At 53.2% G+C, this 24,778-nt stretch carries 14 protein-coding genes; 7 read left to right on the top strand and 7 right to left on the bottom strand.

Translation table 11 applies throughout. The features are described 5' to 3' along the window. Window positions 1–112: 112 nt before the first annotated feature. Window positions 113–2,170, top strand: coding sequence for a DEAD/DEAH box helicase (locus tag K7P76_RS23685; RefSeq protein ID WP_232187815.1), 2,058 nt, complete (start codon window positions 113–115; stop codon window positions 2,168–2,170). A 64-nt stretch (window positions 2,171–2,234) separates the two neighbouring features. Here the strand turns inward: K7P76_RS23685 and K7P76_RS23680 are convergent, their stop codons facing one another. Continuing rightward, window positions 2,235–2,843, bottom strand: coding sequence for a TetR/AcrR family transcriptional regulator (locus K7P76_RS23680; protein ID WP_232187814.1), 609 nt, complete (start codon window positions 2,841–2,843; stop codon window positions 2,235–2,237). Window positions 2,844–3,023: 180 nt separating this feature from the next. Between K7P76_RS23680 and K7P76_RS23675 the strand changes: the two genes are divergently transcribed. The 5 genes from K7P76_RS23675 to K7P76_RS23655 all read left to right on the top strand — a co-directional run bounded on the left by K7P76_RS23675 (window position 3,024) and on the right by K7P76_RS23655 (window position 11,277). Further along, window positions 3,024–4,214 carry a YhgE/Pip domain-containing protein gene (locus K7P76_RS23675; protein WP_232187813.1) on the top strand — a complete coding sequence of 397 codons (1,191 nt, stop codon included), beginning with the start codon at window positions 3,024–3,026 and terminating at the stop codon, window positions 4,212–4,214. Between the two features lie 125 nt (window positions 4,215–4,339). Further along, window positions 4,340–4,552, top strand: coding sequence for a YwbE family protein (locus K7P76_RS23670; RefSeq protein ID WP_232187812.1), 213 nt, complete (start codon window positions 4,340–4,342; stop codon window positions 4,550–4,552). Beyond that, the gene (rlmH, locus tag K7P76_RS23665; protein ID WP_232187811.1) at window positions 4,552–5,031 is read left to right on the top strand and encodes a 23S rRNA (pseudouridine(1915)-N(3))-methyltransferase RlmH; all 480 of its coding nucleotides are present in this window, start codon (window positions 4,552–4,554) and stop codon (window positions 5,029–5,031) included. The genes K7P76_RS23670 and rlmH overlap by 1 nt, the downstream gene beginning before the upstream one ends. A 179-nt stretch (window positions 5,032–5,210) precedes the next feature. Next, window positions 5,211–7,727, top strand: a complete 2,517-nt coding sequence (locus tag K7P76_RS23660) for a winged helix-turn-helix domain-containing protein (protein ID WP_232187810.1) — start codon at window positions 5,211–5,213, stop codon at window positions 7,725–7,727. A gap of 190 nt (window positions 7,728–7,917) precedes the next feature. After that, window positions 7,918–11,277, top strand: coding sequence for an S-layer homology domain-containing protein (locus tag K7P76_RS23655; RefSeq protein WP_232187809.1), 3,360 nt, complete (start codon window positions 7,918–7,920; stop codon window positions 11,275–11,277). Window positions 11,278–11,545: 268 nt separating this feature from the next. On the opposite strand, the gene K7P76_RS23650 is transcribed toward K7P76_RS23655, so the two are convergent. The 6 genes from K7P76_RS23650 to K7P76_RS23625 all read right to left on the bottom strand — a co-directional run bounded on the left by K7P76_RS23650 (window position 11,546) and on the right by K7P76_RS23625 (window position 19,566). Beyond that, entirely contained in the window at window positions 11,546–12,607 is a 1,062-nt protein-coding gene (locus K7P76_RS23650) for a response regulator (protein WP_232187808.1), read from the bottom strand. Window positions 12,608–12,613: 6 nt separating this feature from the next. Continuing rightward, window positions 12,614–14,455: a sensor histidine kinase gene (locus tag K7P76_RS23645; protein WP_232187807.1), complete on the bottom strand. Its 1,842-nt coding sequence runs from the start codon at window positions 14,453–14,455 to the stop codon at window positions 12,614–12,616. Window positions 14,456–14,491: 36 nt separating this feature from the next. Beyond that, a complete protein-coding gene (locus K7P76_RS23640) occupies window positions 14,492–15,820 on the bottom strand; it encodes an extracellular solute-binding protein (RefSeq protein WP_232187804.1) in 1,329 nt (442 codons plus the stop codon). Between the two features lie 161 nt (window positions 15,821–15,981). Next, window positions 15,982–17,613, bottom strand: coding sequence for an extracellular solute-binding protein (locus K7P76_RS23635; protein WP_232187801.1), 1,632 nt, complete (start codon window positions 17,611–17,613; stop codon window positions 15,982–15,984). A 58-nt stretch (window positions 17,614–17,671) separates the two neighbouring features. Next, window positions 17,672–18,553, bottom strand: coding sequence for a carbohydrate ABC transporter permease (locus tag K7P76_RS33515; protein WP_232187798.1), 882 nt, complete (start codon window positions 18,551–18,553; stop codon window positions 17,672–17,674). A gap of 29 nt (window positions 18,554–18,582) precedes the next feature. After that, entirely contained in the window at window positions 18,583–19,566 is a 984-nt protein-coding gene (locus K7P76_RS23625) for an ABC transporter permease (protein WP_232187796.1), read from the bottom strand. Between the two features lie 258 nt (window positions 19,567–19,824). Between K7P76_RS23625 and K7P76_RS23620 the strand changes: the two genes are divergently transcribed. Then, window positions 19,825–24,729 carry a discoidin domain-containing protein gene (locus K7P76_RS23620; protein WP_232187795.1) on the top strand — a complete coding sequence of 1,635 codons (4,905 nt, stop codon included), beginning with the start codon at window positions 19,825–19,827 and terminating at the stop codon, window positions 24,727–24,729. Window positions 24,730–24,778 lie beyond the last annotated feature (49 nt).

The following is a 24,778-nucleotide window of genomic DNA, read 5'->3' as shown; positions in this document are numbered from 1 at the left end:
AGAACAGTACATTTCAATTGCCCGTATGTGGTAGGATAGAAGGTAATGGCTAAAGAATCGGATGGGTTTGGGAAGCCAACAAGGGTTTGGGATAAAGGATGGAGTGGATCAGGTGACGGATTTTGCGGGATTAGGCGTGTCGGAAAGCCGGGTTGCGATACTGAAAGCGATGGGGATCGTAACGCCGACGCCGGTGCAGGAAGAGACGATTCCGATCGTAACGGCCGGGCATGATGTCATTAGCCAGGCGCAGACGGGTACGGGGAAAACATTGGCTTTCGTGCTTCCTATGCTGGACAAAATAAAAACGGATTTGCCGCACGTGCAGGGTTTGATCGTAACGCCTACGCGCGAATTGGCGATACAGATTACGGCGGAGATCAAGAAGCTGATTCAGCCTGAGGATGGCATTAAGGTGCTTGCCGTGTATGGCGGACAGGACGTAGAGGCGCAGTTATTCAAGCTTAAGGGAAATATCCATATTATTGTTGCGACGCCGGGTCGACTGCTTGATCATCTGTCGCGCGAGACCATTTCGTTGGATAATGTGAAAATGCTCGTGTTGGATGAAGCGGATCAAATGCTGCACATGGGGTTCTTGAAGGAAGTCGAGGAAATTCTGAGCAAGACGCCTTATAAGAAGCAATCGATGCTGTTCTCCGCCACGATGCCTGGTTCGATCCGGGAAATGGCTGGGCGGATTTTGCGCAATCCCCAACACGTTACGGTGAAAGCCGAACGCGTGACGGTGAAGGACATTAGACAGTGGGTAATCGAGACTTCCGACCGCGAGAAGCAGGCGACTTTGGTTAAATTGTTAGAAGAGACTCAGCCGTATTTGAGCATAATTTTCTGCCGGACGAAACGGCGGGCGGCGGTATTGAACGAAGCGTTGCAGGAAATGGGCTATTCGTCCGATGAGCTGCACGGGGACTTGTCCCAGGCGAAGCGGGAGCAAGTTATGAAGAGGTTCCGCGATGCAAGGCTGCAGTTCCTGATCGCTACGGATATCGCGGCGCGCGGGCTCGACGTTGAAGGCGTTACTCACGTGTTTAACTACGACGTTCCGCAGGACGTGGAGAGCTACATCCACCGGATCGGTCGGACGGGCCGTGCCGGAGAGTCGGGGCTTGCGATCACGTTGATCTCGCCGAAGGATCGCCGGGAGCTGGCGGATATCGAGAATGGGATCCAGATGGCGATGGAACGCCGGAGCGAAGAGGGCGCGCCGCTAGGCGGCGGTGGATTGGAAGGACCGCGCAGCGGCGGCGGGCTAGGCAGGCCTGGCAGCGGCGCGAGTCGCGGACGCGGGAGCAGCGCGGGAATAGCGAAGGGCAGGAGCATCGGCGCGAGCAAAGCTCGTGGCGGCGACAAGTCTTATGGCGCCGGAGCGGGCGGTGGGCGCGGCGGCGATAAGAAACGCGGCGCGCCGGCCGCGAAGCCGGGTTCGGGCAACCGCACGAGCGCGGGCGCGTGGGTGGATCGCGGCCAGAGCCGCGATGCGGTGAAAGTTGGCCGCCCGGGCAGGTCTTCGGCGAGTGCTTCGGACGAGGCGATTGGGTTTACGTTCAGCGAGAGTGGTGAACGTAAACCTTCCGCCGGCGGCAGAACCGGAGGCGGTCGCAAGCCTTCCGACGATCGCGGCGGCTTTGGCCGGTCCGCGGGCGCCGGGACGGGCGGGGCTGGCCGATTGAGCGGCTCGGGTCGCATGGGTGGATTCGGCGGACGGAAGTCTTCCGATGATCGTGGCGCTAGTCGTCCTGGCGCAGGAGCAGGCTTCGGTAGAGCGTCTGAAGAACGCGGCGAGGGAAGGCCGAGCAAGAGTGGCGGATCAACCCGACGGAATTCTAGCGAACGGTTAGCCGAGCGGGTATCCGAAAGCGGAAGCTTCGGACGTAAAGGCGAAGAGCGCGGAGGGTTTAGCGGTCGGTCGAGCGCTGGTTCGTCCGGCGGCGGGTTTGGTCGTTCTGGAACGGGCGGCGGATCATCGTCAGGAGGACGCAAGTCGGAACAACGCGGCGGCAACAGCTTTGGCGGCGGAAGGTCTTCCGGGCCGAAGAGCGGCGGGTTCGGCGGCGGCAAAGCCGGTGGCGGATTCAAGGGTCCGAAAGGACCGTCCGGCGGAGGTAGTCGTGGCGGCGGCGGTCGCGGTGCATCGCGCGGCAGATAGATTTTTAACTAATTTAGCAATCCCGTATCACCCAATCTTGGGCTGGTGCGGGATTTTTTGCGCGTTAATTATTCCTTATCCCCGTTGAAGCAATCGGACCATGATTGACGATTTGCGTGATCATGAGACCCATTTGATAAGGAGTTTGCGTCATACCGGATTCAAGCCAATGCAGCACCAAGCCGAAGTGGGCGGAAGAAATGTAAGCAATAAGGTAGTCTCGAGGAATGAGGAAGTTCGTTTCCTCTGGTTGCAAAAAGTTAAGTTTATTGAAGATTTGGGAAGCCATGAAATTCCTAAACCGGATCGCATACGACAGGTCGCCGTTAGGCCCTAGTATCACCTTGAGAAAATCCGCATGACGGGCAAGCTCCTCGAAGATCAGAACAGATGTCGGATACGGCTCGGTATGGGTGGCATATTTCATGGCTTCTCTGAAATCGAGCGTGACCATGATACTCTGTATTTTGCCGAACACATCCTCCTTGATCTGATCCATCATGTCGGGCACATCCCGATAGTGCAAATAGAAAGTTCCTCGATTGATATCCGCACGGGTCGTTATATCTGTCACAGTGACTCCATCCGTACCCTTCTCCTCAATGAGCTCCATAAGCGCTTTATACAGAAGCAGCTTCGTCCGGGCTTGCCGCCGATCTATTTTATCAGACATTCCGCACCTCTTTATGAAAAAATAATGAAGATAATATACAGTTGCTTGTTGGAGTGACGATTAATGAACAATGTCGGTGTAAGGTGGTTATTGAATTCGCGGCTCATCTCATTATAATAAACAATGTGATTATTAATCAACATGTTGTTCATTAAAATAAAGAAGGAGCAGGTGGAGAAAATGGCTATTTTTAAGCAAAAATTGTTGTGGATCGGGATTGTTATCGTAATGGTCGTGCTGATCGTGTTCGGTGCGGCAATGATGGGGTCCGTTTTAGGAACGAAACCGAAGGAGATGCCCGTTGCGTTAGTCGTGTTGGATCAATCGGCAGAGCTGCCGACCGGAGGTAAGCTTGCGGTAGGGGAAATGATTCGGGAGAAGTTAACAGCGAATAAGCAGATTCCGATTATTTGGCAAATCGTTGGTTCCGAGGAAGAGGCTCGGGCTGGGCTCGATAAACACGAATACTACGGGGCGCTAGTGCTGCCGGCGGATTTAAGCAGCGGTTTATTATCGCTCGCGACCCCGGCTCCTAAACCTGCTACCGTGCAAATCATCACTAACGAGGGCATGAATATGCAAGCCGCAACGGCTGTGAAACAAATATTAGGCCAGGCGATGAAAGGCGTCAGCTTGGAGCTTTCGAAGCAATGGCTTGGGCAGATCGGGCAACAAACGGAACAGATTTCGGTAGGAGCGGCACAGGCGTTCCTCAGTCCTATTATCGTACAGGAGGAGAGCGTTCATCCGGTTGGCACCAATAACGCGAACGGCAATGCACCGGGGTTGCTTACTCAGATTATATGGATGGGCAGCTTGGTTACCGGGATGATTCTGTTCTTAACCAATCAGAAGGCAATTGCGGCGGGAGCTCGGAGATGGACGGTTATCGTCGCTCAGTCGGCGGCGGGATTGGGGATCACGGGTGTTGCTTCGGGATTCTTAGTCTGGATGGCATCGTCTTGGTACGGGATGGAGCTTACGCAAACTGTTGATACGTGGCTGTTCCTGTGGCTTGCAGGCTCGGCGTTCTTCCTGCTTCAGTCGGCTTTGTTAAACTGGATTGGGCTTCCGGCTATGGCGATCCTTGTTCTGCTTATGTTTTTCTCCATGCCGGTTCTCAATATGGCTCCCGAGTTCTTATCTCAGACAACGCAGGATTGGTTATATTCCTGGACACCATTAAGGTTCGTAGCGGCGGGATTACGCGAGGTCATGTATTTCGGCGGCTTGGATTCGGTTAGCTCAAATGCGGCCGTGTTGTGGGGAATCGCGGGATCATTCCTTGTGATCTTGCTCGCTTCAAGCGTGAAGAAGACGATGGCGGGGAAAATGGAGAAGAGCGCAGTTGTTTCTGCGCCGATCAATTAACGGTTGAAGATGATGAATGATGCCCGGTCAACTTTCTTCGGAGGGTTGGCCGGGTTTTTGGTTGCGCGGTTGTTGTGGTACGATAGGATTTACTAGATGAATTGAAGCAGGAGTTGAACGATTGTATGGCAGGCAGCGGTAAAATTCGTAATGATGTCAAGCCAGGGCTTGAAGTCGATATCGTATTGAAGCAGGATCAACGAACGGGGAAAACAACTCGCGGAATCGTGAAGGATCTGTTGACTAATTCGGCTCAGCATCCACATGGAATTAAAGTCAGGTTGCAGGATGGCCAAGTCGGCCGCGTTCAGAACATCGTAAGCGGGGGAAGCCAGTAATGCAGATTCAGATCGTCTGCGTCGGGAAGCTGAAGGAGAAATACTGGGTCGGGGCGATTGACGAATATTCCAAACGTCTCGGACCTTATGCCCGGCTCGACATTCGTGAGCTGCCCGATGAGAAAACGCCGGACTCCATGAGCCCGGCGGAGGAAGAGCAAGTGAAAGCCCGTGAAGGCGAGCGCATCTTGGCGGCTTTGAAGCCTGAAGCGCATGTTGTCGCACTCGCCATCGACGGCGAGACTTGGACGAGCGAGCAGCTTGCCGCTCAGATCGATAAGCAAGCCGTCTATGGCGGCGGCTCCATCGCCTTCGTCATCGGCGGCTCGCTCGGCCTAGCACCAGCCATCCTTGCCCGCGCCGACAAGAAGCTCTCCTTCGGCCGGATGACCTACCCGCATCAGCTGATGCGGGTTATTCTGCTGGAGCAGGTGTACCGGGCGTTTAAGATTAACCGGGGGGAACCGTATCACAAGTAGGGCGAAAATTATTCGCAGAATAATCCAGCAGGATAAATACAATGGGCCAAGGTGCTCTATTCCTAGAAGCGGGGTACTCTCCCGAATCCGAACACAGCTCTTTTTATATAGCAACTCTTGATTAGAAATCAGATATAATGAAGAATAGATGTTAACAGCCAGATTCGAGGTGCCGACCCATGATTCTGAGTACCAAACTTCATATCCCGCAAACGCGGCGCGATGACCTTGTTGAGCGAGCGGCGATCACCGAGCTATTAAATAAGGGATTAAAGAGCAAACTTACATCCGTAACGGCTCCCGGGGGGTACGGCAAAACAACGGCTTTGAGTCAGTGGCTGCAGCAGTCCGCCATACCTTCCGTATGGATTTCCTTGGGCCCTCAAGATAATGATCTGATTGAGTTTTGGAGCTATACGATCGCTGCAGTCAATAGTAAGAATCCCCAATTTGCGGAAACGGTCACCCCGTATTTGCCATCCTTAAAGTCGGGAGCGTTTGAGCCATTCATCTCAGCCATGATTCGCGAGCTTGACGGCTACTCGGATGAATTGATCATGATTTGGGACGATTATCACGCGATTGATCTTGCCCCCATTCACGCATCGGTGGCTTATTTTCTAGCTTATTTGCCCGCACACATCCACCTCTATGTAACAAGCCGGGCTGAACTGCCCTTTCCTACGGCAAGGCTGCAGACGACTGGTCAAATGGTGAAGATCACAATTCAAGAGCTGCGATTTCAACTTGCGGAGGGAATTCGTTACTTTCAGGATTGCATGGGATTGTCGCTGTCGGGAGAAATGATAGCTACTCTGGTCGACCGCACGGAGGGATGGATCAGCGGACTGTATCTTGCGGCCATTTCGCTGCAAAGAAGCGGCAATTATTCGGATTTTATCCGCGCCTTTAGCGGGGGACACCGCAACATATCCGATTATCTGTTTCAGGAGGTTTTTAGTCTCCAGCCGAGCGAGATTCAGTCCTTTCTATTGGAAACTTCGATCGTAGACAGGATGAACGGCCCGTTGTGCGAGACGGTTACCGGACAAGCGAATTGCCAGGAACTGCTGGAAATGCTGGAGCAGTATAACTTATTCATTGTTTCATTAGATGATCAGCGGGAATGGTATCGTTATCATCATTTGTTTTCCGAGTTTTTACGGAGGCTTTTCCGGCAGAGGTATGCGGGACAATCGAAGGAGTTGCATGTCAAGGCAGCCCATTGGCTTGTGGAGCACGGATTTTTGGAAGAAGCGGTAGAGCAACTGTTTATGGACGGGCATTATTACGAAGCAAGCGCTTTGATCGAAAAGCATCTGCAAAACCTTCATGCGAAGAGAGGGGTGCTTTATCGATGGTTGCGCGAGCTACCGGAGTCCTGTTTCACTGGAAAACCGGGAATTCAGTTTCTTTATGTCAAAGTGATGGTGGAAACGAATGAACTGGAGTTGGCACAAGCAAATCTTCGCCTAATGGAGGACAAGCTGTCGGAACCGGAATGGAAACCTTACGCGGGAACCGTTCATTTTTTGTCCGCGGCTGTTTCTTTTTACCGAAGGGACTATCGACGGGCGAATGAATATTTTGAAATATTTGACCGGCATACGCCGGAGGGCAGCTATGTCCAGATGATTGAAGCGAACTCGTTTTCGATGTATTTCGATACCTTATTGAGCTTTTTTAATGATTTGCATGATGCGGAGCGATTCTTCTATAAATGGATCAAAGTATGGGAAGGTAGAGACAATTACCCCTACGTCGGTTTTTTCTACAATACGTACAGTTTGCTGTTATATGAATGGAACCGTTTGGATGAGGCCGAAGTCTATGCGGAGAGGGTGCTAAAGTCAACGTGCATGCAGCCTTATGCTCTTATTTTGTTAAGCGCCACTGTCAATGCAGCGCGAATTAGTCAGGCCAAGGGGAATTCGGCCAAAGCGTTCGACTTGCTTGAGGGGATTGAGCCGAAGATCCATTCAGTGGACAAAACAATGTTTATGAGGCGGATAGAGGCGGAGAAGGCCTATTTGTCGCTTGCAAATGGTTCTTTCGATGAGCGTTGGCTGCAAACATGCGGCATCAAGCATACCGATACGATCCCGCCCGGTCCGATCAAAGAATATCTGATATTGGCAAGTGCGCTTATGGAACACGGGGAAGTCGATGAAGCATTGCAACTTCTAGAGCAATTGTATCGGCTTGCCGACAAAGCTGATCGGACCTGGGATAAGGTTAAGGTGACCATCCTGCAAAGCATGGCTTTTTATCAAGCAGGAGATAGGTCGAACGCTGTAATAAAGCTAGAAGCGGCACTCCAATTGGCGGAACCGGGGAAATACATTCGTAGTTTCGTGGATGAAGGGGCAAAGATGGCCGAGTTGCTGCGTGAATATATCCAGCAAAGGCAGATCAACGCTAACCGTAAGTCCGCGAGCATGCTCTACGCCAGGGAATTGCTTCTGCTGATGTGGGGTCATATGAATGAGACTGCAAGCTCGGGAGCCCTTATCACGAAACAAGAATCAAAAATATTACGGATGATTGACATGGGGTTGTCGAATAAGCAGATCGCCGAACACCTCCAAATCGCAACCGAAACGGTCAAGAGCCATTTGAAGAGTATGTACAGAAAACTTGATGCGAGCAGCAGAGAACAGGCACTGAGGCAAGGGAAAGAATTAGAATTGTTGTAGAGAGCGATTAATCGCAGTCGAGAAAATACATCATTATACAATAGGTATTGGCATGAGGTGCATCCCCCATCTTTTTTACGTCCCTCCCCCTTAGATGGGGGATTTTTTTATGTTTAATTAGTCTTATAGTAGGACGAGAGTGACAAAAGTCGACAAAACCATACGAATGACAGAAGAGGGGAATGCGTAAATGAAGCAGTACAAGTCAAGATTCGCGCAGTGGTCATCCCGATCAGGAAGGATATTTCTAGTCTTTTTGCTCGCCATTACGCTTGTCCCCTTCATGGGTGCAGGAAAAACGGCCCGCGCGGCCGCGGCAACGCCAACTTGGACATCGGTGGGCGCAGTAGAAGTTCCGCCATATGTACAAGCTTTGGTTGATGTCGATGGCACGCTATATGCGGGAACGAACGACGGCAGCGATGGAATAAGCAATGATGTATGGATGTACAGTAACGGCACGTGGACGCAGATGAGCGGCTCGCCGAGCCAAGTGACTTCGCTGGTCGGTGTCAACGGCTCGCTTTATGCGGGAACATCAGGCGGAGTATACATGCACAGTGACGACGAGTGGACGAGGATGAGCGACTCGCCTGTCGTAGTGACTTCCTTGGTCGCTGACAACGGTACGTTATATGCGGGGACGATCTCCAGCGACAACGGCCCCAACGAAGTGTGGATGTACGATAGTAACGCTCAAAACCCAACGTGGACGCCGATGACCGGCTCGCCGTACGTGGTGAATACCTTGCTCTATGACAACGGCACGTTGTATGCGGGGGGGGGGACCGGCATATACAAGTACAACAGCGGTGACGGCTGGACGAGAATGAGCCAATCGCCGAGCGAAGTGAGATCTTTGGTCGCTGTCGACGGCACACTGTATGTGGGGACGGACAACGGCAGCAGCGCAGGCGACGTGTGGACGTACAACAATACCGATGAAGCATGGCAGCGGGTATCTGGCTCGCCGTATTATGTGACTTCTTTGGTCAATGTCAACGGTACGCTTTATGTGGGGACGGGAGACAAAGTATCGACGTATAGTAACGGCACATGGACACAGATAAGCGGCTCGCCGTACGGGGTGTCTTCCATGATCTATATCGACGGCACGCTATACGTAGGGAGGAACGACGACAGGAACACCGTCTGGACGTATTATGACGGAACATGGACCCTGATCGGCGGCTCGCCGCCCGCTGTGAATTCCATGATCGATGTCAGCAGCACGCTGTATGCGGGGACGGACTACGGTGTATGGATATACAGCAGCGGCGCGTGGACGCGGAAGAGCGGCGGGCCGGATTATGTGCATGCCTTGGTCTATGTCGGCAGCACTTTGTATGCGGCGGCTGATAACAAAGAATGGTCGTACAGTAATGGTACGTGGACGCAGATGAGCGATTCGCCGAGCAATGTGTATTCCATGATCGATGTCAACGGTACGTTGTATGCGGGGGACTTCTGGGGCAGCGTATGGACGTACAATAGTAACGATGAAGTTCTAACGTGGACGCAGATGGTCGACTCGCCGAGCTTTGTGACCTCCTTGGTCGATGTCGATGGCACGCTGTATGCAGGGACGAGCAGAGGCGTATGGACGTACAATCGTAACGATGAGGTTCCAACGTGGACGCAGATGGACAACTCGCCGAGTCATGTATGGGCCTTGCTCTATGTGAACGACACGCTGTTTGCGGGACAATGGAGCGACAGCACTAACGAGGTATGGAAATACAGCGGCGGCACGTGGACGCAGATGGGCAACTCGCCGAGCAATGTATCCTCCTTGGTCGATGTAAACGGCACATTGTATGCGGGAACGGACAACGACAGCGACGACGTGTGGACGTATAACCTTGACGATGCAAATGCAACGTGGGGGTCGATGAGCGGTTCGCCGAGCAAGGTGTATTCCTTGCTCTATGCAAACAGTGCGTTATATGCAGGGGGAAGTCATGGCGTAAAACAATTATTGTTCTCTCCGGGAACGCCTGCGAACCTGCTGGCTGACCGCACGACGTCTTCGTCGACGACGCTGTCATGGGATGCCATGCCTGGAGCGGCTGGCTATCATGTTTACAAGAATGGCGATCAAACGCCGATTGCCAGAGTGACTGGCGCCGCCTATACGGTGGGTGATCTGACGCCGAACACCTCGTATACCTTTACGGTGAGCGCATTCAACGCAGCCGGTGAATCGGCGCAGAGTGGCGCGATCCAGATTACGACTTTGAGCTCTGCGAAGGCCATCACAGCATTCAACTTCGCAGGATTGAACCCTGCCGTTAATGGAACGGTTAACGAAACGGGCAAAACGATTGCATTAACGGTGCCGTTCGGAACGAATGTGACCGCGCTTGTACCTACGTTTACAACAACGGGTGCTAGCGTGAAGGTTGGAAACGACATGCAATTGAGCGGAGCGACCGCGCAGAATTTCACGAATCCGGTAACTTACACCGTAGTAGCGGCTGACGGTAGTACACAAGACTACGTGGTGACGGTAAATGTAGCATCATCAACGACATCGGAAGGCGGAGGCGGCGGAGGTTCAACGATATCGACAAGCGACACCCAAGTAACTTCTTCGGACGGTAAGTTGACACTGCCTGCAAACAGAGCGGGCGAGGTTAATCTGGACGATGCGATCACGGTCTCGATTCCATCCGGCGCAACCCAAAAAGAACTGAAGATCACCATCGAGAAGTTGGTGAACACGCAAAACCTTCAAATGAATAAAGGCGTACTCGTCAGCCAGGTCTACGAGATTCTGAAAAACTTCCAGGAGAACTTCGATAAGCCGGTTACGCTCACCTTCAAATTTGATCCGGCAAACCTGAAAGCTGGCCAGAAGCCCGTCGTCTACTATTACGATGAGGCTAAGAAGGAATGGGTGAAAGTCGGCGGCACGGTGAACGGGAACCATATCACGGCCCAAGTCAATCACTTTACGAAATTCGCCGTATTCGCGGAAGAGGAATCGCCGACTAACGCGGAGCCGGTGGTACAATTCAGCGACATCTTAGGCCATTGGGCGGAAGCAGCCATCAAGAAGGCGGTTAGCCTAGGCATCGCGAAAGGTTATCCGGACGGCACGTTCAATCCGAACCGTACCGTGACGCGCGCAGAATTTGCGGTCATGCTGATGAATGCGCTCAAGCCTCAAGTAGATGGAGCAGCGCTGACGTTTACTGATAAAGGAAAGATCGGAAAATGGGCGCAGAAATCGGTTGCGCAAGCGGTACAAGCTGGCATCATTGCAGGTTATAAAGACGGCACTTTCCGACCGGACGCCGAAATTACGCGTTCGGAGATGGCGGTGATGATTGCCAAAGCGCTGGGACAGTCAGTTGAAGCGACAACGGCAACAGGCTTCGCGGACGACAAAGACATTCCGGACTGGGCAAATGGTGCAGTTGGGGCCATGAAAAAGTTGAGTATTATCGAAGGTAAAGGCGCGAACGCATTTGCTCCGGGCGATAAAACGACAAGAGCAGAGTCGGTAACGGTGCTACTGAAAATGTTGGCGCAAAAGGGCAAGTAACGGAAAATCAAGCAAGGCTGCTTTGGAGTCAATTTCAAAGCAGCCTTGTTTTTGTGTTCGATAATAGTAATAATCTATCTAAAAAACTTGCCATTACAGGCAGCGCGGAGAAAAACACCACAAATGACTATTAATAAGGGGAAACTATTAAGCGCCGCGGCGCAGAAAATTTCGCCTTAGAGATGATGCGCTGAACCTTACCATAAGTGACGACGAAAAATTTGATTATGGGTATTATGATATTCGGGGGCTAGTCCGCAATAGTCCCTTACCTCAAGTCGCTTGGCGTGAAACCGAAGTATCGCTTGAAAGCGCGGCTAAAGCTCCGGTAATTCTGATACCCGACCATGGCGCTGACTTCGTTGATCTTATTCTCCTCTCTCACGATCAGCGTTCTGGCGAGCATCATGCGTTCACGAATGAGAAAATCATTAAAGTTTTCCCCGGTTTCTTTCCTGAACAACACGCTCAAATAGTTCGCATTCATATGCACGCGGTTCGCCAACCACTCCAGCGATAACTCCTCCGTCAAGTGCGCGCGAACGATCGATTGCAGCTTGCTGAACTCCTTGTTTCCTTGCGATACTTGCAGCTTCTCTTGCAAATCAATCGCAAGGTCGATCGTGTGATGCATAAGCTTGTTCAGGTCGTTCGTGCTGGGGGCGGCTTTGAATCGCTTGATTAAATCCAGAAATTCGGTTTGTCTTGCCGCATATAGCGACGAGCTGGAGTCGTTCAAATGGATTTCGATCTCGAATACCAGATTTTGTAGAAATAAGACAAGCGACTCCGCAGGAGGCTCCATATATCGCTGAAACGCAAGCAGATCATCGAACAAACGATTTGCGCTTTGATGCGCCGCGCTGCGATTCCCTTGCCAGAGGAGCGGCAATAAGCTCTCCGTAGCTTGTTTGGTTGTCTCCCTGATGCGGTTTCTTGTTTGCTCTAACGATTGTTGCTGAAGCCGCTTCGACGCGCGTTGAATGATTTGATTAATCTCGCGGTACACGATCGGCTTCAGCACATATTCGCTGACGCCGTAGGAGATGGCGCGCTGGGCATATTGAAATTCACTGTACGCGCTTATAATGACAATCTGCGATTGGATCCCCGACGCGCGCATTCGTTCGATCAGCTCCAACCCACTCATTCGCGGCATATTAATATCGATCAGGATGAGATCGGGAATATCCGATTCCATGAGAGCCATGGCTTCGATACCGTTCTTTGCTTCGCGAATATGGGAAAATCCGTTGATGTCCCAGTCGACGAAGGCGCGCAAATCCTCGCGAATCATCCGCTCGTCATCCACGATCAACGCTGTGTACATCAGTCATCACCTCTCTCTAGGAGTCTGTTCGATCGCATCTGCGGATTCCGGCGAATAGTGAATGTGCAGCGCTACTTCCGTGCCTTCCTCCACGCGACTGCGGATTTCCATACGATAGTCGTTTCCGAACCGATGGAGCATCCGCAGATGCGTATTGTACAACCCGACACCGGATGAATCGCCGGGTTGCGAAGAGGCTCCCTGCAACTTGTCCTCTATCTCTTGCAGCTGCGCCTCCTCCATGCCGCTCCCGTCATCGGCAATCGAGATTTGCAGCTCGCCATCTTTCCAGGCGCTCGTCACCGTAATCAAGACTCGCTCTTTGCCGGAGTTAAATACGCCGTGCTTAATGGCATTTTCCATGATTGGCTGCAAAATCAGATTCGGCACCAGTTTGTTGAGCGAATGGTAATCGATCTGCCATTTCACCTGAAACAGGTCGTCATAACGGATTTGCTGGAGATGCACATACGACCATAACAGGTTGAGCTCGCTCTCTAAAGTCACGAAGTTGCTTATGCGATAAATACTCTCGCGGAGCAACCGGGATAAATGAATAATCATATCGTTGATCTCGGTTTCGCCTCCGGTTTGCCGGATTGCGACCGAGTTGATCGACTGCAAGGTGTTGAACAGAAAATGCGGATTGATCTGGTTGTATAACGCCTTGATTTCGGCCTGGTTTTTCTCCTGTATGATTTGGCCTTCCAGCTGCTTCGCCTCGTGCATCTTCTGGAACAAGTCGCCGATCTGCACCGCCATCCGATTCAGGCAGGAGCTAATCTCATCGATCTCTCTGGCGCCCGATAATGGAATCCGCGTATGGAAAGCGCCGGCCGACAGCTTGTTGATCCCGCGCAGCACCGGGGAAAATAGGCGGGTCAATAGGCGAAAGATGTACATGACGCACAGAATCGAAATAATCAGAGTCAGAATCGGAACAATCACGATCGATTTGCCTGTTTCCAGCATATACTTCGCCAAGCTTGTTCTCGTATACATCGTAATCAGATAGGAGCCTGCCAGCGATTTTTCAACAAAGAAAATATGATCTTTGGTTTCTAACTGGCTAACGTCTTTGTCGAGCGCCTGAGTTTGCAGCAAATCGGCATAGGCATCCAGCCAGGGAGTCGCAGGAAACAGAAATAAAGGCTTCAGATCGCTCGTCGTATAGGCGAAGTTGACGTTGGGCGCGACGTTCAGCTTCTTGGTTACACTCGACAGTCGTTCAGGATTCAGACGGATCTCGATCGCGCCGATCATGGGAGCCGAAGACGAGGTGTTAAGCCTGGTCACTTTGGATATATTGAAATTTTTCATGATTTGCCATTGCGAGATCGAGCCGTCGCTGTTCGCGACCCAGACAAGAAGCGGGGTTTTTTTCTTCACGGCGATATATCCCTCCTGCTCCTCGTATTGGCGTTCGTTCTGAGGCGCTCCTTGGCCGACAAGGACGGCCTGGCGATGCCCGAACCAGATGCGGATGCTATCGATCTCGGTGGAGCTGTCGTAGTAGCCGTTCAAGAGACTGACCATTTCGGCTTTATACTCTGTCAGTCGAGCATCCGAGATATTATTATTGTTGTTTTGAAGAATCTCGTTGATCGCCGGGATATAGGCTTGTATGGTTTTATTTATCATCAGTTGGGTAGAGATTTGGCTGTATTTCTTGTTGTTGATCTCTAACGCTTCCATCGTATCTTTCGTGATTTGACCAATATACCGCTCATCGGAATGCTCGGTTTTGATGTGATTGTATCTCAGCGTCACGAAGGTCAGAATGACCGTTAAGGAAACATTCACGGCCAGAATAAGCAGGATGATTCGGCTCCGAATGGATTTCAACATGTTCTGCGGCACGCTCCAATCCCGTCTGCGGACGTTTTACAAGTTTCCGTCGATCTCCGCTTGAATCTCTGCTTGGAGGCGCTTGAGCTCGGCGGGGACATTCACATCCGAAAACAGCACGTTCTGCAGCAGCTTGTTATATTCGTTCCAGAAGCTCGGCGCATAGTCGGCATGCAGCGGTTTCGTATTTTGCAATTGCGCGGTCAGGACCATCTTCGCGGGATTGTTGGCGAACATCGGATCGTCGACAACCGAGCGCAAGACGGGAATTCCTTCCGTCAGCTTGATCCATTGTTTATAGATGGGCGGTGAATACAGAGCCGTCAACAATTCCTTCGCCGCCTCCTGGTTCGCGCTTGAACGGAAGATGGAAAACGAGAGTCCGGGCGCGAGGATGGACGTGCTCGACTTCATCGACGGGACGATGGAGAACCCGAGCTTGGATAAGTCCATGCCGCCGTTGGCAAAGGAAATTAAGGACCACCCGCCCGTCGTAATAAAGGCGGCCTCTTCACGGACGAAGGTATCTATCCAGTTGACATAGTCCGATTCAGGATTGGCGGTATAACCGTTCGCGACGAGGCTTTTCATCTTCAAGATGCCGAGCACCGCTTTCGGACGATCGAACAGCGCTTGTTTGCCGTCTTCGCTGAACATTTCCCCTCCGGCGCTGAAGATGAACGGAGAGGTCTCGTAAGCGCTGATGCGGAACGTCGTGCCGCTTACGGGTTGTCCATTGCTTGTGTGAAGCTTGGCTTGCTTGATTCGCTCCAGCATCTGCTCGTACTGGTCCCAAGTGAGCGAAGTGAAGTTGGTATTGGCAATGCCGGCTTTGCGGAGCAAGTCCTTATTATAGATAAGGAAAATCGAGTCGGCCTTGATAGGAACGGAATAAATCCTGCCGTCGCTCATCCCTTCCGCAAGCAGATTCGGATACATGTAGTCGCTTCTAAGCGAGGACCGGTTGAACCAATCGGTGATATCCGTCATGAGGCCGTTGCGCATCCACAAGGGGTTCGGAGCGTCTGCGATCATATCCGGCAGGTCTGCTCCGGCGAACAGCACGTCCACCTTCTGCGCCATTTCAGTTTGCGGCACGCCATCGAGCCGAACCTTGATGTTGTATATGGCGCTGTTCCTCGTAGCCAGATCGGCCGCTTGATCCAAAATGGCTGTATTCTGCTCGCGGTTGGTCGTATCCATCAAGATACTCAAAGTGACGTCGATTTTGGCATGGGGGGAGGTACTCGTGGCGAGAGTCCCCGGATCGATGTCCGGCTGCAGGCATCCGCCGGCAAACGCCAGGACAAGCATAAAGACAAATGAGATGAAAATTCGCTTGCGTGCAGCGGTTCGACTTATCATCGGTCCCTCCAACCCAAAAAATTGTAAGCGTTTACCTATGGCTTCATTATGACAGCTGGACAAAGGGGCTACAAGGTAAGACTGCATATGGAGCAAGAACGAGTTGGATAGCAACGAGCCGCCGAAGAAATCGGCAGCTCGCGTTAGAAGGTTTCATCCGGTTACATATTCAACGATTTTCTCATCTTGTCGGCGTTCGCGGTCCACAGCGCCTCCAGTTTCGGCACGCCCATATCATCCATTTTCTTGATAAAATCAGCGTAGCGCTGTTCCAACTCCGCCTCATTTTTCGCCATCAGGAAGGTTGGGAATGCGGCGTTGAAATCGGAAGTCGCCTTCGCCAGAATCGTCGCTTCTTCCGTCTCCGGCCCCGGCTCAATGCTCAACATATACAGCTTCAGATTCTTATGCGGCAAATACAGATCCAGCGCTTCTTTCTGCTCCGGATTTTTCTTCATCTCTCCGCCCTCGATCCAGTGGTCGTAGAGGTCGAGGTTAAACCAGTAGGCGCCCATGCCCAACTTCTTCGTATATTCCTGGTCGTTCTTGATGTTCGCGTTGTACTCGTCGGTTCTCACGGGCGTGCCGTTGTCCATCTTCCAGTCCTTGCCCTCGATGCCGAAGTGAGTCAGCTTCTCGCCTTCGTCCGACATCATGTAGGACATGAACTGGATCGCTTCTTTCTTGTGCTTCGATGTCTTCGAGATGGACCATCCCGCCCAGCCGATGCTGTTCTGCTGCAAAATCGTGGCGTCAGGAAACATCGGAGCGTACACATACTTGATGCTCTTGTCGCTCTCCGGGGACTGGTAGCCTGTCCCAACCGAACCTACTTGATAGAAGACGTTGCCCGAGTCGATAATGGATTTGCGCTGTTCATCGGTCAGAGCAATGTCGTTGCGGGTAATAATTCCGCTGGCGTTAAGCTTGTTCAGCCATTTGAGCGCATCCAGGTATTTCGGATTTTTATAATTCGCATACAGCTTGTTGTCTTTCTCGTAATACATCTCGACGCCGAAGCTGGCGAGGAAGAACTCGTAGCCGAACGGCTGCGCCGTAAACGGAAACTTCGAATTGCCGATGACGAGCGGCGAAATTTTCGGATACTTCTCTTTCACCTGCAGAAGGACATTGTACAGATCGTCCGGCGTATCGATTTTCGGCTTGCCCAGCGCTTCATAGATGTCCTGCCGGACAAGCGGAGCGGGGTTCCACGGACCGACCGGCAAGAACCTGTCGAGATTGCTCGGCCGGATCTCCGCGCTGTTGATCGTATAATTTTTGCCGTCCGCCGCCGCGTTCATTTTCCAGTAATCCTCGCCCATCCGCTGCTTCAGCTCCGGCGCGTACTGGTCCATGAGCGGGCCCAAGTCTTCAAAGAGGCCGGCATCGATCGCTTTATTATAGGTTGGGTTTTTCATATCGTTCACGACGAAGTCGGGCAAATCGCGGTTGGCAATCATCAGGTTGAACTGCTGATTGTCGTCGGCGTTCGGCTTGGTAAACTTCAATGTGACGCCGGTTTTCTCCGTAACCATTTGGGAGATCGTATTGGAGCCCCACTCCGGGAACGTATACCAAGCTCCATTATAGAAGAGCCCCAACTCGACCTGGTTTCCGGCATTACTGCTGCTGGCACCGGCGCTAGCCGCGGAGCTAGCCGTAGAGCTAGCCGTAGAGCTAGCCGTGGAACCGGCGTTGGAACCGGTGTTCTCTTTCGCGCAAGCGCTTAATACGGAACCCAATAGAAGCACAGCGGTCATACTCGACCATAGACGTTTTCGATTTCTCATGGAACAGCCCCCTCGATAGATTGGATGATGCAAGATTCCCCTTTGGCTAAACGTTTTTTTAACCTTTGACCGCCCCGATCAGCATGCCCTTGGCGAAGTATTTCTGAATAAAGGGGTAGATCAGAATGACAGGTCCGATCGAAATCATCATGGTGGCGTAACGAACCGATTCGATGGTGTAGGATGCCGTGTCATTCGTAATGCCGAGCTGTTGTTTCAATCGTTCTTGCCCTGCCGCGAGCGCGATAATCTCATAGAGAATGAGCTGCAGCGTCTTGAGGTGCGGGTTCGTGGTGAAGAACTGCGAGTCGAACCAGGAGCTCCACTGCCCGATGCCGTTCATAAGCGCGATGGTGGCAATGATCGGAACGGACAAGGGAAGGACAATTCTGGCGAAAATGAACACTTCGTGCGCTCCGTCGATTCGCGCCGACTCCAAGAGCGGAGCCGGGATCGTGCGAAAGAAGGACATGAACAAGATGACATTCCAGAAGCTTAATAGCGAAGGAATGATAAAGACCATGAACGTATCCAAGAGTCCCAAGTACTTCAGCACGAAGTAGAACGGGATAATACCTCCGCTGAAGTACATCGTAATGATGCCGATCACGATATATGTCCGTCTGAACATCAAATCTTGTTTCGACAGCCCATAGGCCACCGCAGCCGTGAACAGGACACTCGTCGCGGCGCCGATGAGCGTTCTTGCAACTGTTACCGTCATAGCGCCGCCCATGAGGTTGTTGTCCATCGCGCGGCGGTAGTTCTCAAGCGTGAACATTCGCGGGTAGAAGTACACGCCGCCCAGATTCGAATCGTGACCGTTGTTGAACGACAGCACCAGGCTGTTGTAGAACGGGTACAGCGTCACGATCAGAATGATGATCAGCACCGCATAGATCAGCACATCGGCTATTTTTTCTCCCAAGCTTTTTTTCACGTCGTCCCCCCTTGCTGCGTTGAAGCGGTTTAGAAAATGGCCTGCTCGTCACGATCGATTTTCTTGGCCACCCAGTTCGCGAGGAACACCAGAATCAAGCTGATAGTAGATAACAGCAGGCCGGCAGCCGCAGCGAACGAGAAGCGGCCGAGCTGCAAGCCCATGCGCAGGATGTACGTGTCCATCACATCGGAAGCGCTCATGTTCAGCGTGTTGCCGAGCAAGTAGCCGTAGTTGAAGTTGGAGCCGCCGAGCCCGCCGGTGAACATGGAACCGATGCCCAGGATCAGGATGACGACAATCGTATTCTGAATCATCGGGAGCGTAATTTTGTAGACGCGCTGGAAGCGGGTCGTTCCGTCGACGATCGAGGCTTCAATCACCTCGTGATCGATGCCGGCCATCGCGGCGATGTAGATAATGGCTGAGAACCCTGTAAATTTCCACACGTCGAGCAGAACGGTAATTACTTGGTAATAGCCCGGATACGTCAAGAACGGAATGGCCTCTTTCAGCATGCCGAACTTAACTAGGAGCGGATTCAGAATGCCGTCCGCTCCCCCGCTGAAGAACGTCGTGGCCATACTCGCGATAACGACCCATGAGATAAAATAAGGCAAATAGCTGGCTGTCTGCACGAACTTCTTGAAGAAGCTCGGCCGCAGCTCGTTAAGGAGAAGCGCCAGTATAATCGGGCTCACGAAGGTCAGCGCGAATTTCGCTACGCTCAGAATGACCGAGTTGCGGGCGGAGACCCAGAAAGCATCGTCGCTGAACAACATCCAGAAATGATACCAGCCGACGAACCGACTGAAGATGTAGCCTTTGGCCGGGTCGAAATCCTGAAACGCCATGACGATGCCGAACATTGGCAGGTAGCTGAAGACCAGCAGGAAGACTCCGCCCGTCAACGCCATGTATTGAAAGAACGCCTCTTTCCGGAATCGGAGGAGTCCCTGGCGAAATGTACTGCGTTTCGCAGGATTCAGTTTTGCAGGGCTCGTTGCGCTCATTGCTAATCACCTCCTTGCTTGTCATGTTGACTACTATTAATGGTGCAACGCCGACTCCATGGACTTCAATTGACATTTCCTTTGATCGGTGTTCCTTTTTTGAGTAGTTTCGAGAGACCGGACAAAGGAACGTTCCACAACTCAAAATAGGTGATCTTTTCTAAAGAAATGTCCGTTGAAGGCGACAAACGGGCGGTGCATCATAGGAGTTGAGGCCGTCGAGGTTCACTCGAAGAGCTTCAATTCGAAAGGGGGATTATGATGAGATTAAGTGAGGAATGGAATTTGGGCTGGCGATGGAACTGGAAACGTGGACTCGTCCTGTTGCTGGCTGTTACCCTCGTGACTGGCGGCTATATCCCGATCTTGGAAGGAGCGCGAGTCTACGCGGGGAACTTCAAATTGGCCGTGGCCTCGATATCGGCTTCAAGCGCTGCATCCGGGCATACGGCGGTTCAGGCTTCCGACGGCATTTATGCAAGCGCTTCAAATTACTGGACGCCCGCAGCGCCGCCGACGGTGACCGCGCCGCAATCGCTAGTGTTCGATCTGGGCTCGATGCAGAAAGTCGGCGCCATGGAGCTGTGGCCGCTGGCGGGCAACGGCCCGAAATCGTTCACGATCCAAACGTCCGTGGACGGCAGTACGTATGTGACCATGCTTACGGTGACAGGGAACAAAGACGGGCACAACTACTTCGAGTTTCAGCCGCTCAAGGCCAGGTATGTGAAGCTTAATGTGACGGAGGCGTATGGCAGCGGCGGCGTGCAGGAAGTGATGTTGTACCCGAGCTTCTTCTCGCCGACGATCGACTATGCGGGCACGGCCGGCAATATGATGAACTTCTCCACGACGACGAGCCAAGGCTTCGATAAAATCAAGGCAACCGGCGCGCAGGTGGTGAACCTGTTCTTGGCCGCGCAAGGGGACAGCGGCGTCATGCCGAATGGCGGCGACCTGACGGTGGCCGGCAACTATAATTTCACGAACCTGGACGCCTTGATTGCACGCTTCGCTTCTCATGGTCTGGATGTCCATTTGGGCGTTCCCGGGTTGCCCGCTTCGTTATGGCCGGACATCTACGCGCCGATGGTCAATGAAGATGGCGCTTCGAGCCAAACGACGATTAATTTCTTCAACGACGACACGATCCCGAAGTATATGGCGTTCATCAAGAATGTTACCCAGCACTACGACAGCAATCCTTATGTCAAAATGTTCGACATCAGCGGTCCCGGCTACTATGGCGGTGTGGAAGGCTATCCCGGAAGTTCGATGACGGATCCGAAGCTGTACCTGTACGACAATTATGCCAAAGCCAAGTTCCGTACCTGGCTGCAGACCAAGTATGGCAATCTGACGACGCTGAATGCGGCGTGGGGTTCGTCCTACGCCTTCTGGACGGACGTGCAGCCGCCGTTGCCGGATCGCAGCATGAGCACGGATATCGATATGAGGCACAGTTGGTCCGATCTGATGTACTTTTATCGGGACTCGTTGAACGCCTTCATGGAACCTTTGTTGACAGAGATGAGGCTGTGGACGAACAAGCCGATCAAACTGGAGACGGACGGCGGTTTTATTAACAACCCGATGGAGACGGGCGCTTCGATCGGTCTGACCGCTCGCTTGTTGGCGAACCATCGGCCCGGTGTGCTTGGAGACAGCGTGATGGACGAGAACTTCGGCACGGCGCATCTTCCCGGCTACAAGCGGGCCTATAATCTGGAGACAACGAGCGACAATACGAATATTCAGACGGACAAAATGGCGGAAGACGCTTTCTTCAACAAACTGGTCAATGGCGTCGGTTCGTATCATCGCGTGTATGTCGGCTCGGACTTCGCCGCTTACAACACGTCGACGGGAACGTGGAGCGGCACCGACTACAACGGCAATGGCCATTACACCCAGTTTGCGGATCGAGCGCACCGGCTCACGGACATGGTTCCCGCTTATGACGGGCAGACCGAAACGGCGATTTTCAACTCGATCCTGACGTCCAACTACCGCAAGGGCTATCGCAATCGCGATTATATGGACATCTACAATGCGGATTACTCGCCGGGTTATGTCACCACGCGCTGGGCCAATTGGGCGCGATACTTGTCGCAGCCGGACGTCGTGGACGATTTCTTCATCGAGGATGGACATTTGAACCAGTATAAGGTGTTGATCATTCCGAACTCGGGCTATACTCTCACTTCCCGCGCAGCCGTGGACGCCATCAAAAATTGGGTGTCTAACGGGGGCATTCTGATCGCGTTCGGCAAAGGCTCGCTCAGCTATACGATCGAGAACGATCGCAGCATCTCGGGGGGCACGGGTCTCTCGAATTGGCTGGCAGGGTTGACCGGAGGCACAGCTGCCGTCGCGGCCGCCGGCGACTACGCGCGAATTGTGTCGCCCAAGCCGGCGTGGATAAGCAGTACGTTCTACGCAGGGCAAGCGTTCACCTATGCGGCGGCCTCGGACCAGAAAATGGCGTTAAACACGCTCGCGTCTTCGGCTACGCCGGTGCTTATGGATGCGAACGGGAATGCGCTGATGGTCGAGAATGCCTATGGTTCCGGGCACGTGCTGTTCGGCACGATTCCGGTCAATCAATCCGAGCTGTTCCAAGACAGCGCCATGGGCAATTTGCTCGGCAATTATTTGGACGGCAAAGGAATTTACCGGCCTGTTCTTTTCGATGCGGACCGCTTTAATGTGGCTTACGCAGGCATCAACGAGGTGACGGGCAAGCCGCTGACGATTGTCGCCAACACCGCCGATTCGACGAGCGGGCAAAGCTTGTTTTTCTCGCACCCGGCCAGCTTCAACGGCAAAGAGGCCGAAGCGTTCGTCGTCGCGCCATGGCGCAACGTGGATGGCGGGGTTATCACGGAAACGTCGTTGTCGGGCAATGAGAAGAAGATTGATTATTCCATTTCGTCGGGTTCGGAAGTGAGTTTGCATAACTACCCGAATTCCTCGATTCCGGTCAAAACGGCGACGGCGAATCGTGCGGATAAGCCGATGGCCGCCAAGAAGGCGATCAATGGCATCCAAACGGAAGGGGATGGCTGGGACGGCGGACCCGCGGCGAGCGGCGATCCGGCGCAGATTACGTTCGATTTCGGCAAAACAAGAAACGTAAGCGTATTCGACTTGTTTCCCGAGACAGGCAGGGAACCGGACAGCTTGATCGCAGACGTCAATTTCGAGTTCGGCACCTATGCCGGAATGTCATGGACGACAACCGGCACGGCATTCGGAAGCGGTCCGAACGGAACGCCGCACGGCGGGATGAAGGGATGGCGCGGGGCGAAGTGGGCCGATTCTTACTTGGGCGGAGAGTCCGCTACAGGCACGCTGAGAAGTCCGGCGTTTACCATCGGCAAAGATGAACTGACGTTCCGCAAAGCCGGTTGGGACGGCTCCTCCGGAGGCAATCAAAACTACTATTATCTGAAGCGGGCGTCCGACGGGGCGATATTGTTCACGGCGAAGCCGCCGCAAAGCGATGCGTTCGTCCTGGAGCGCTGGGACGTGTCGGCGTATATCGGTCAGCAGGTATATTTCGAGATTGTCGACGGCAACGGTTCGAGCGGCTTTGCTTGGTTGGCTGCGGACGACCTGCGATATTCGGATAACCTGGATTTCGAGCGAGGCAACTTCCAGGATTGGACGGTAACCGGCAACGCCTTTATGGCTTCGCCGTCTTCCGTGCGAACCAACTGGGGTCATGTCGGGAACGTGCAGGGGCAATATTTTGCCGATTCTCGGGCGCTCGGGGCCAAAGAAAACCAGGCGGCTATCGACGGGGAATCACGGACAGGTACGCTGCGTTCCAAGACTTTCGTGGTGGAGAAAAATCTGCTTCTTTTCGACAAGGCGGGCTGGGACGGCCCATCTGGCGGAACTTCCAACAAATATTACTTGAAGCGGGCTTCCGACAACGCGATTCTGATGACGGATTCGCCGCCGCAGAGCGATAATTTCACCACCCAAGTCTGGAATGTAGCCCCTTATGTAGGTACGGCCGTTTACTTCGAAATGGAGGACACAAACAGCGGCTCGGGGTATGCCTGGATGGCGCTGAACAACATTCGCCAGGCCGACAACCGCGATTTCGTAACCAACACGTATGCAGGATGGACAACGACGGGTACGGCCTGGGGGGCGGCACCGCGGAACACCCCGCATGGCGGCTTAAGCGGCCAGCATGGCCCTTGGTGGGCAGATTCGTTCACCGGGGGCGAATCGGCCACCGGTACGCTGCGCTCGCAGCCGTTCGTCGTCGAAAGCTCGCGCATGTCTTTCCTGAAGGCGGGCTGGGACGGTCAGACCGGCGGCAGCAGCAACTTTTTCCGGCTGCGCCGGGCTTCCGACGACGCGATTCTGCTATCGAGCCCGCCGCCGCTGAGCGATGCGTTCGTCCGGCAAGAGTGGGATGTGTCGAGCTACGTTGGCGAGTCCGTTTACTTCGAAGCGGTGGACAACAATTCAGCATCCGCCTATGCCTGGATTGCCGTCGACGATCTGGAATGGAGAGGAGAGGGACCTAAGAGCTTTACGGTATCGACCTCGACGGATGGCGTTACGTTCGGCTCGCCTGTGCTGACCGTGACTAACCAGGGCAATCAAAGCGCGCAGTATTCGTTCCCTGCCGTCAATGCGCGATATGCGCGGATACAGGTAACGAGTGGGTACAGCGATATCCATTCGGCGTTGCGCGAAGTCGTCTGGTACAGCCCTTACAGCGAAATTCCGGTCGTTTCCGCAACCGCGAATTCGGAGCAGTCGGGAAACGGAGCGCTCAAAGCGATCGACGGCATAACGGATGCGGATAGCAATCTGTGGGCGCCAACGGGCAGTCCGAGTCTCGGCAGTCCGAATTGGATTACGCTTGACCTGGGCTCCGTGCAAACGTTCAAAGCGGTGCAGTTGTTCCCGCGGTGGAACCCGACCGGTCATGCGGGGGGACTGGGGCCGAAAGATTTTCAGATCCAGGTGTCAGCGGATAATGTGAACTGGACGAGGGTGTACACGGCCCAAAATAATAATGAGAATGCGGTCAAATATCACTTCCCGCAGCAGTCGGCGCGCTACGTCAAGCTCGTCATCACGAGCGGCTGGGACAACGCGACCCAGATTCGCGAGTTGAAAGTGTTGCGGTAACGCAAGCAGTACGGGGCGGAAGGGTATATCCGCTGAGGAAGGGGAGAGT

It is taken from the genome of Cohnella silvisoli (genome assembly GCF_021190915.1).
GTDB classification, from domain to species: Bacteria; Bacillota; Bacilli; order Paenibacillales; family Paenibacillaceae; genus Cohnella; species Cohnella silvisoli.
This window is presented reverse-complemented; position numbering and strand designations above follow the sequence as displayed.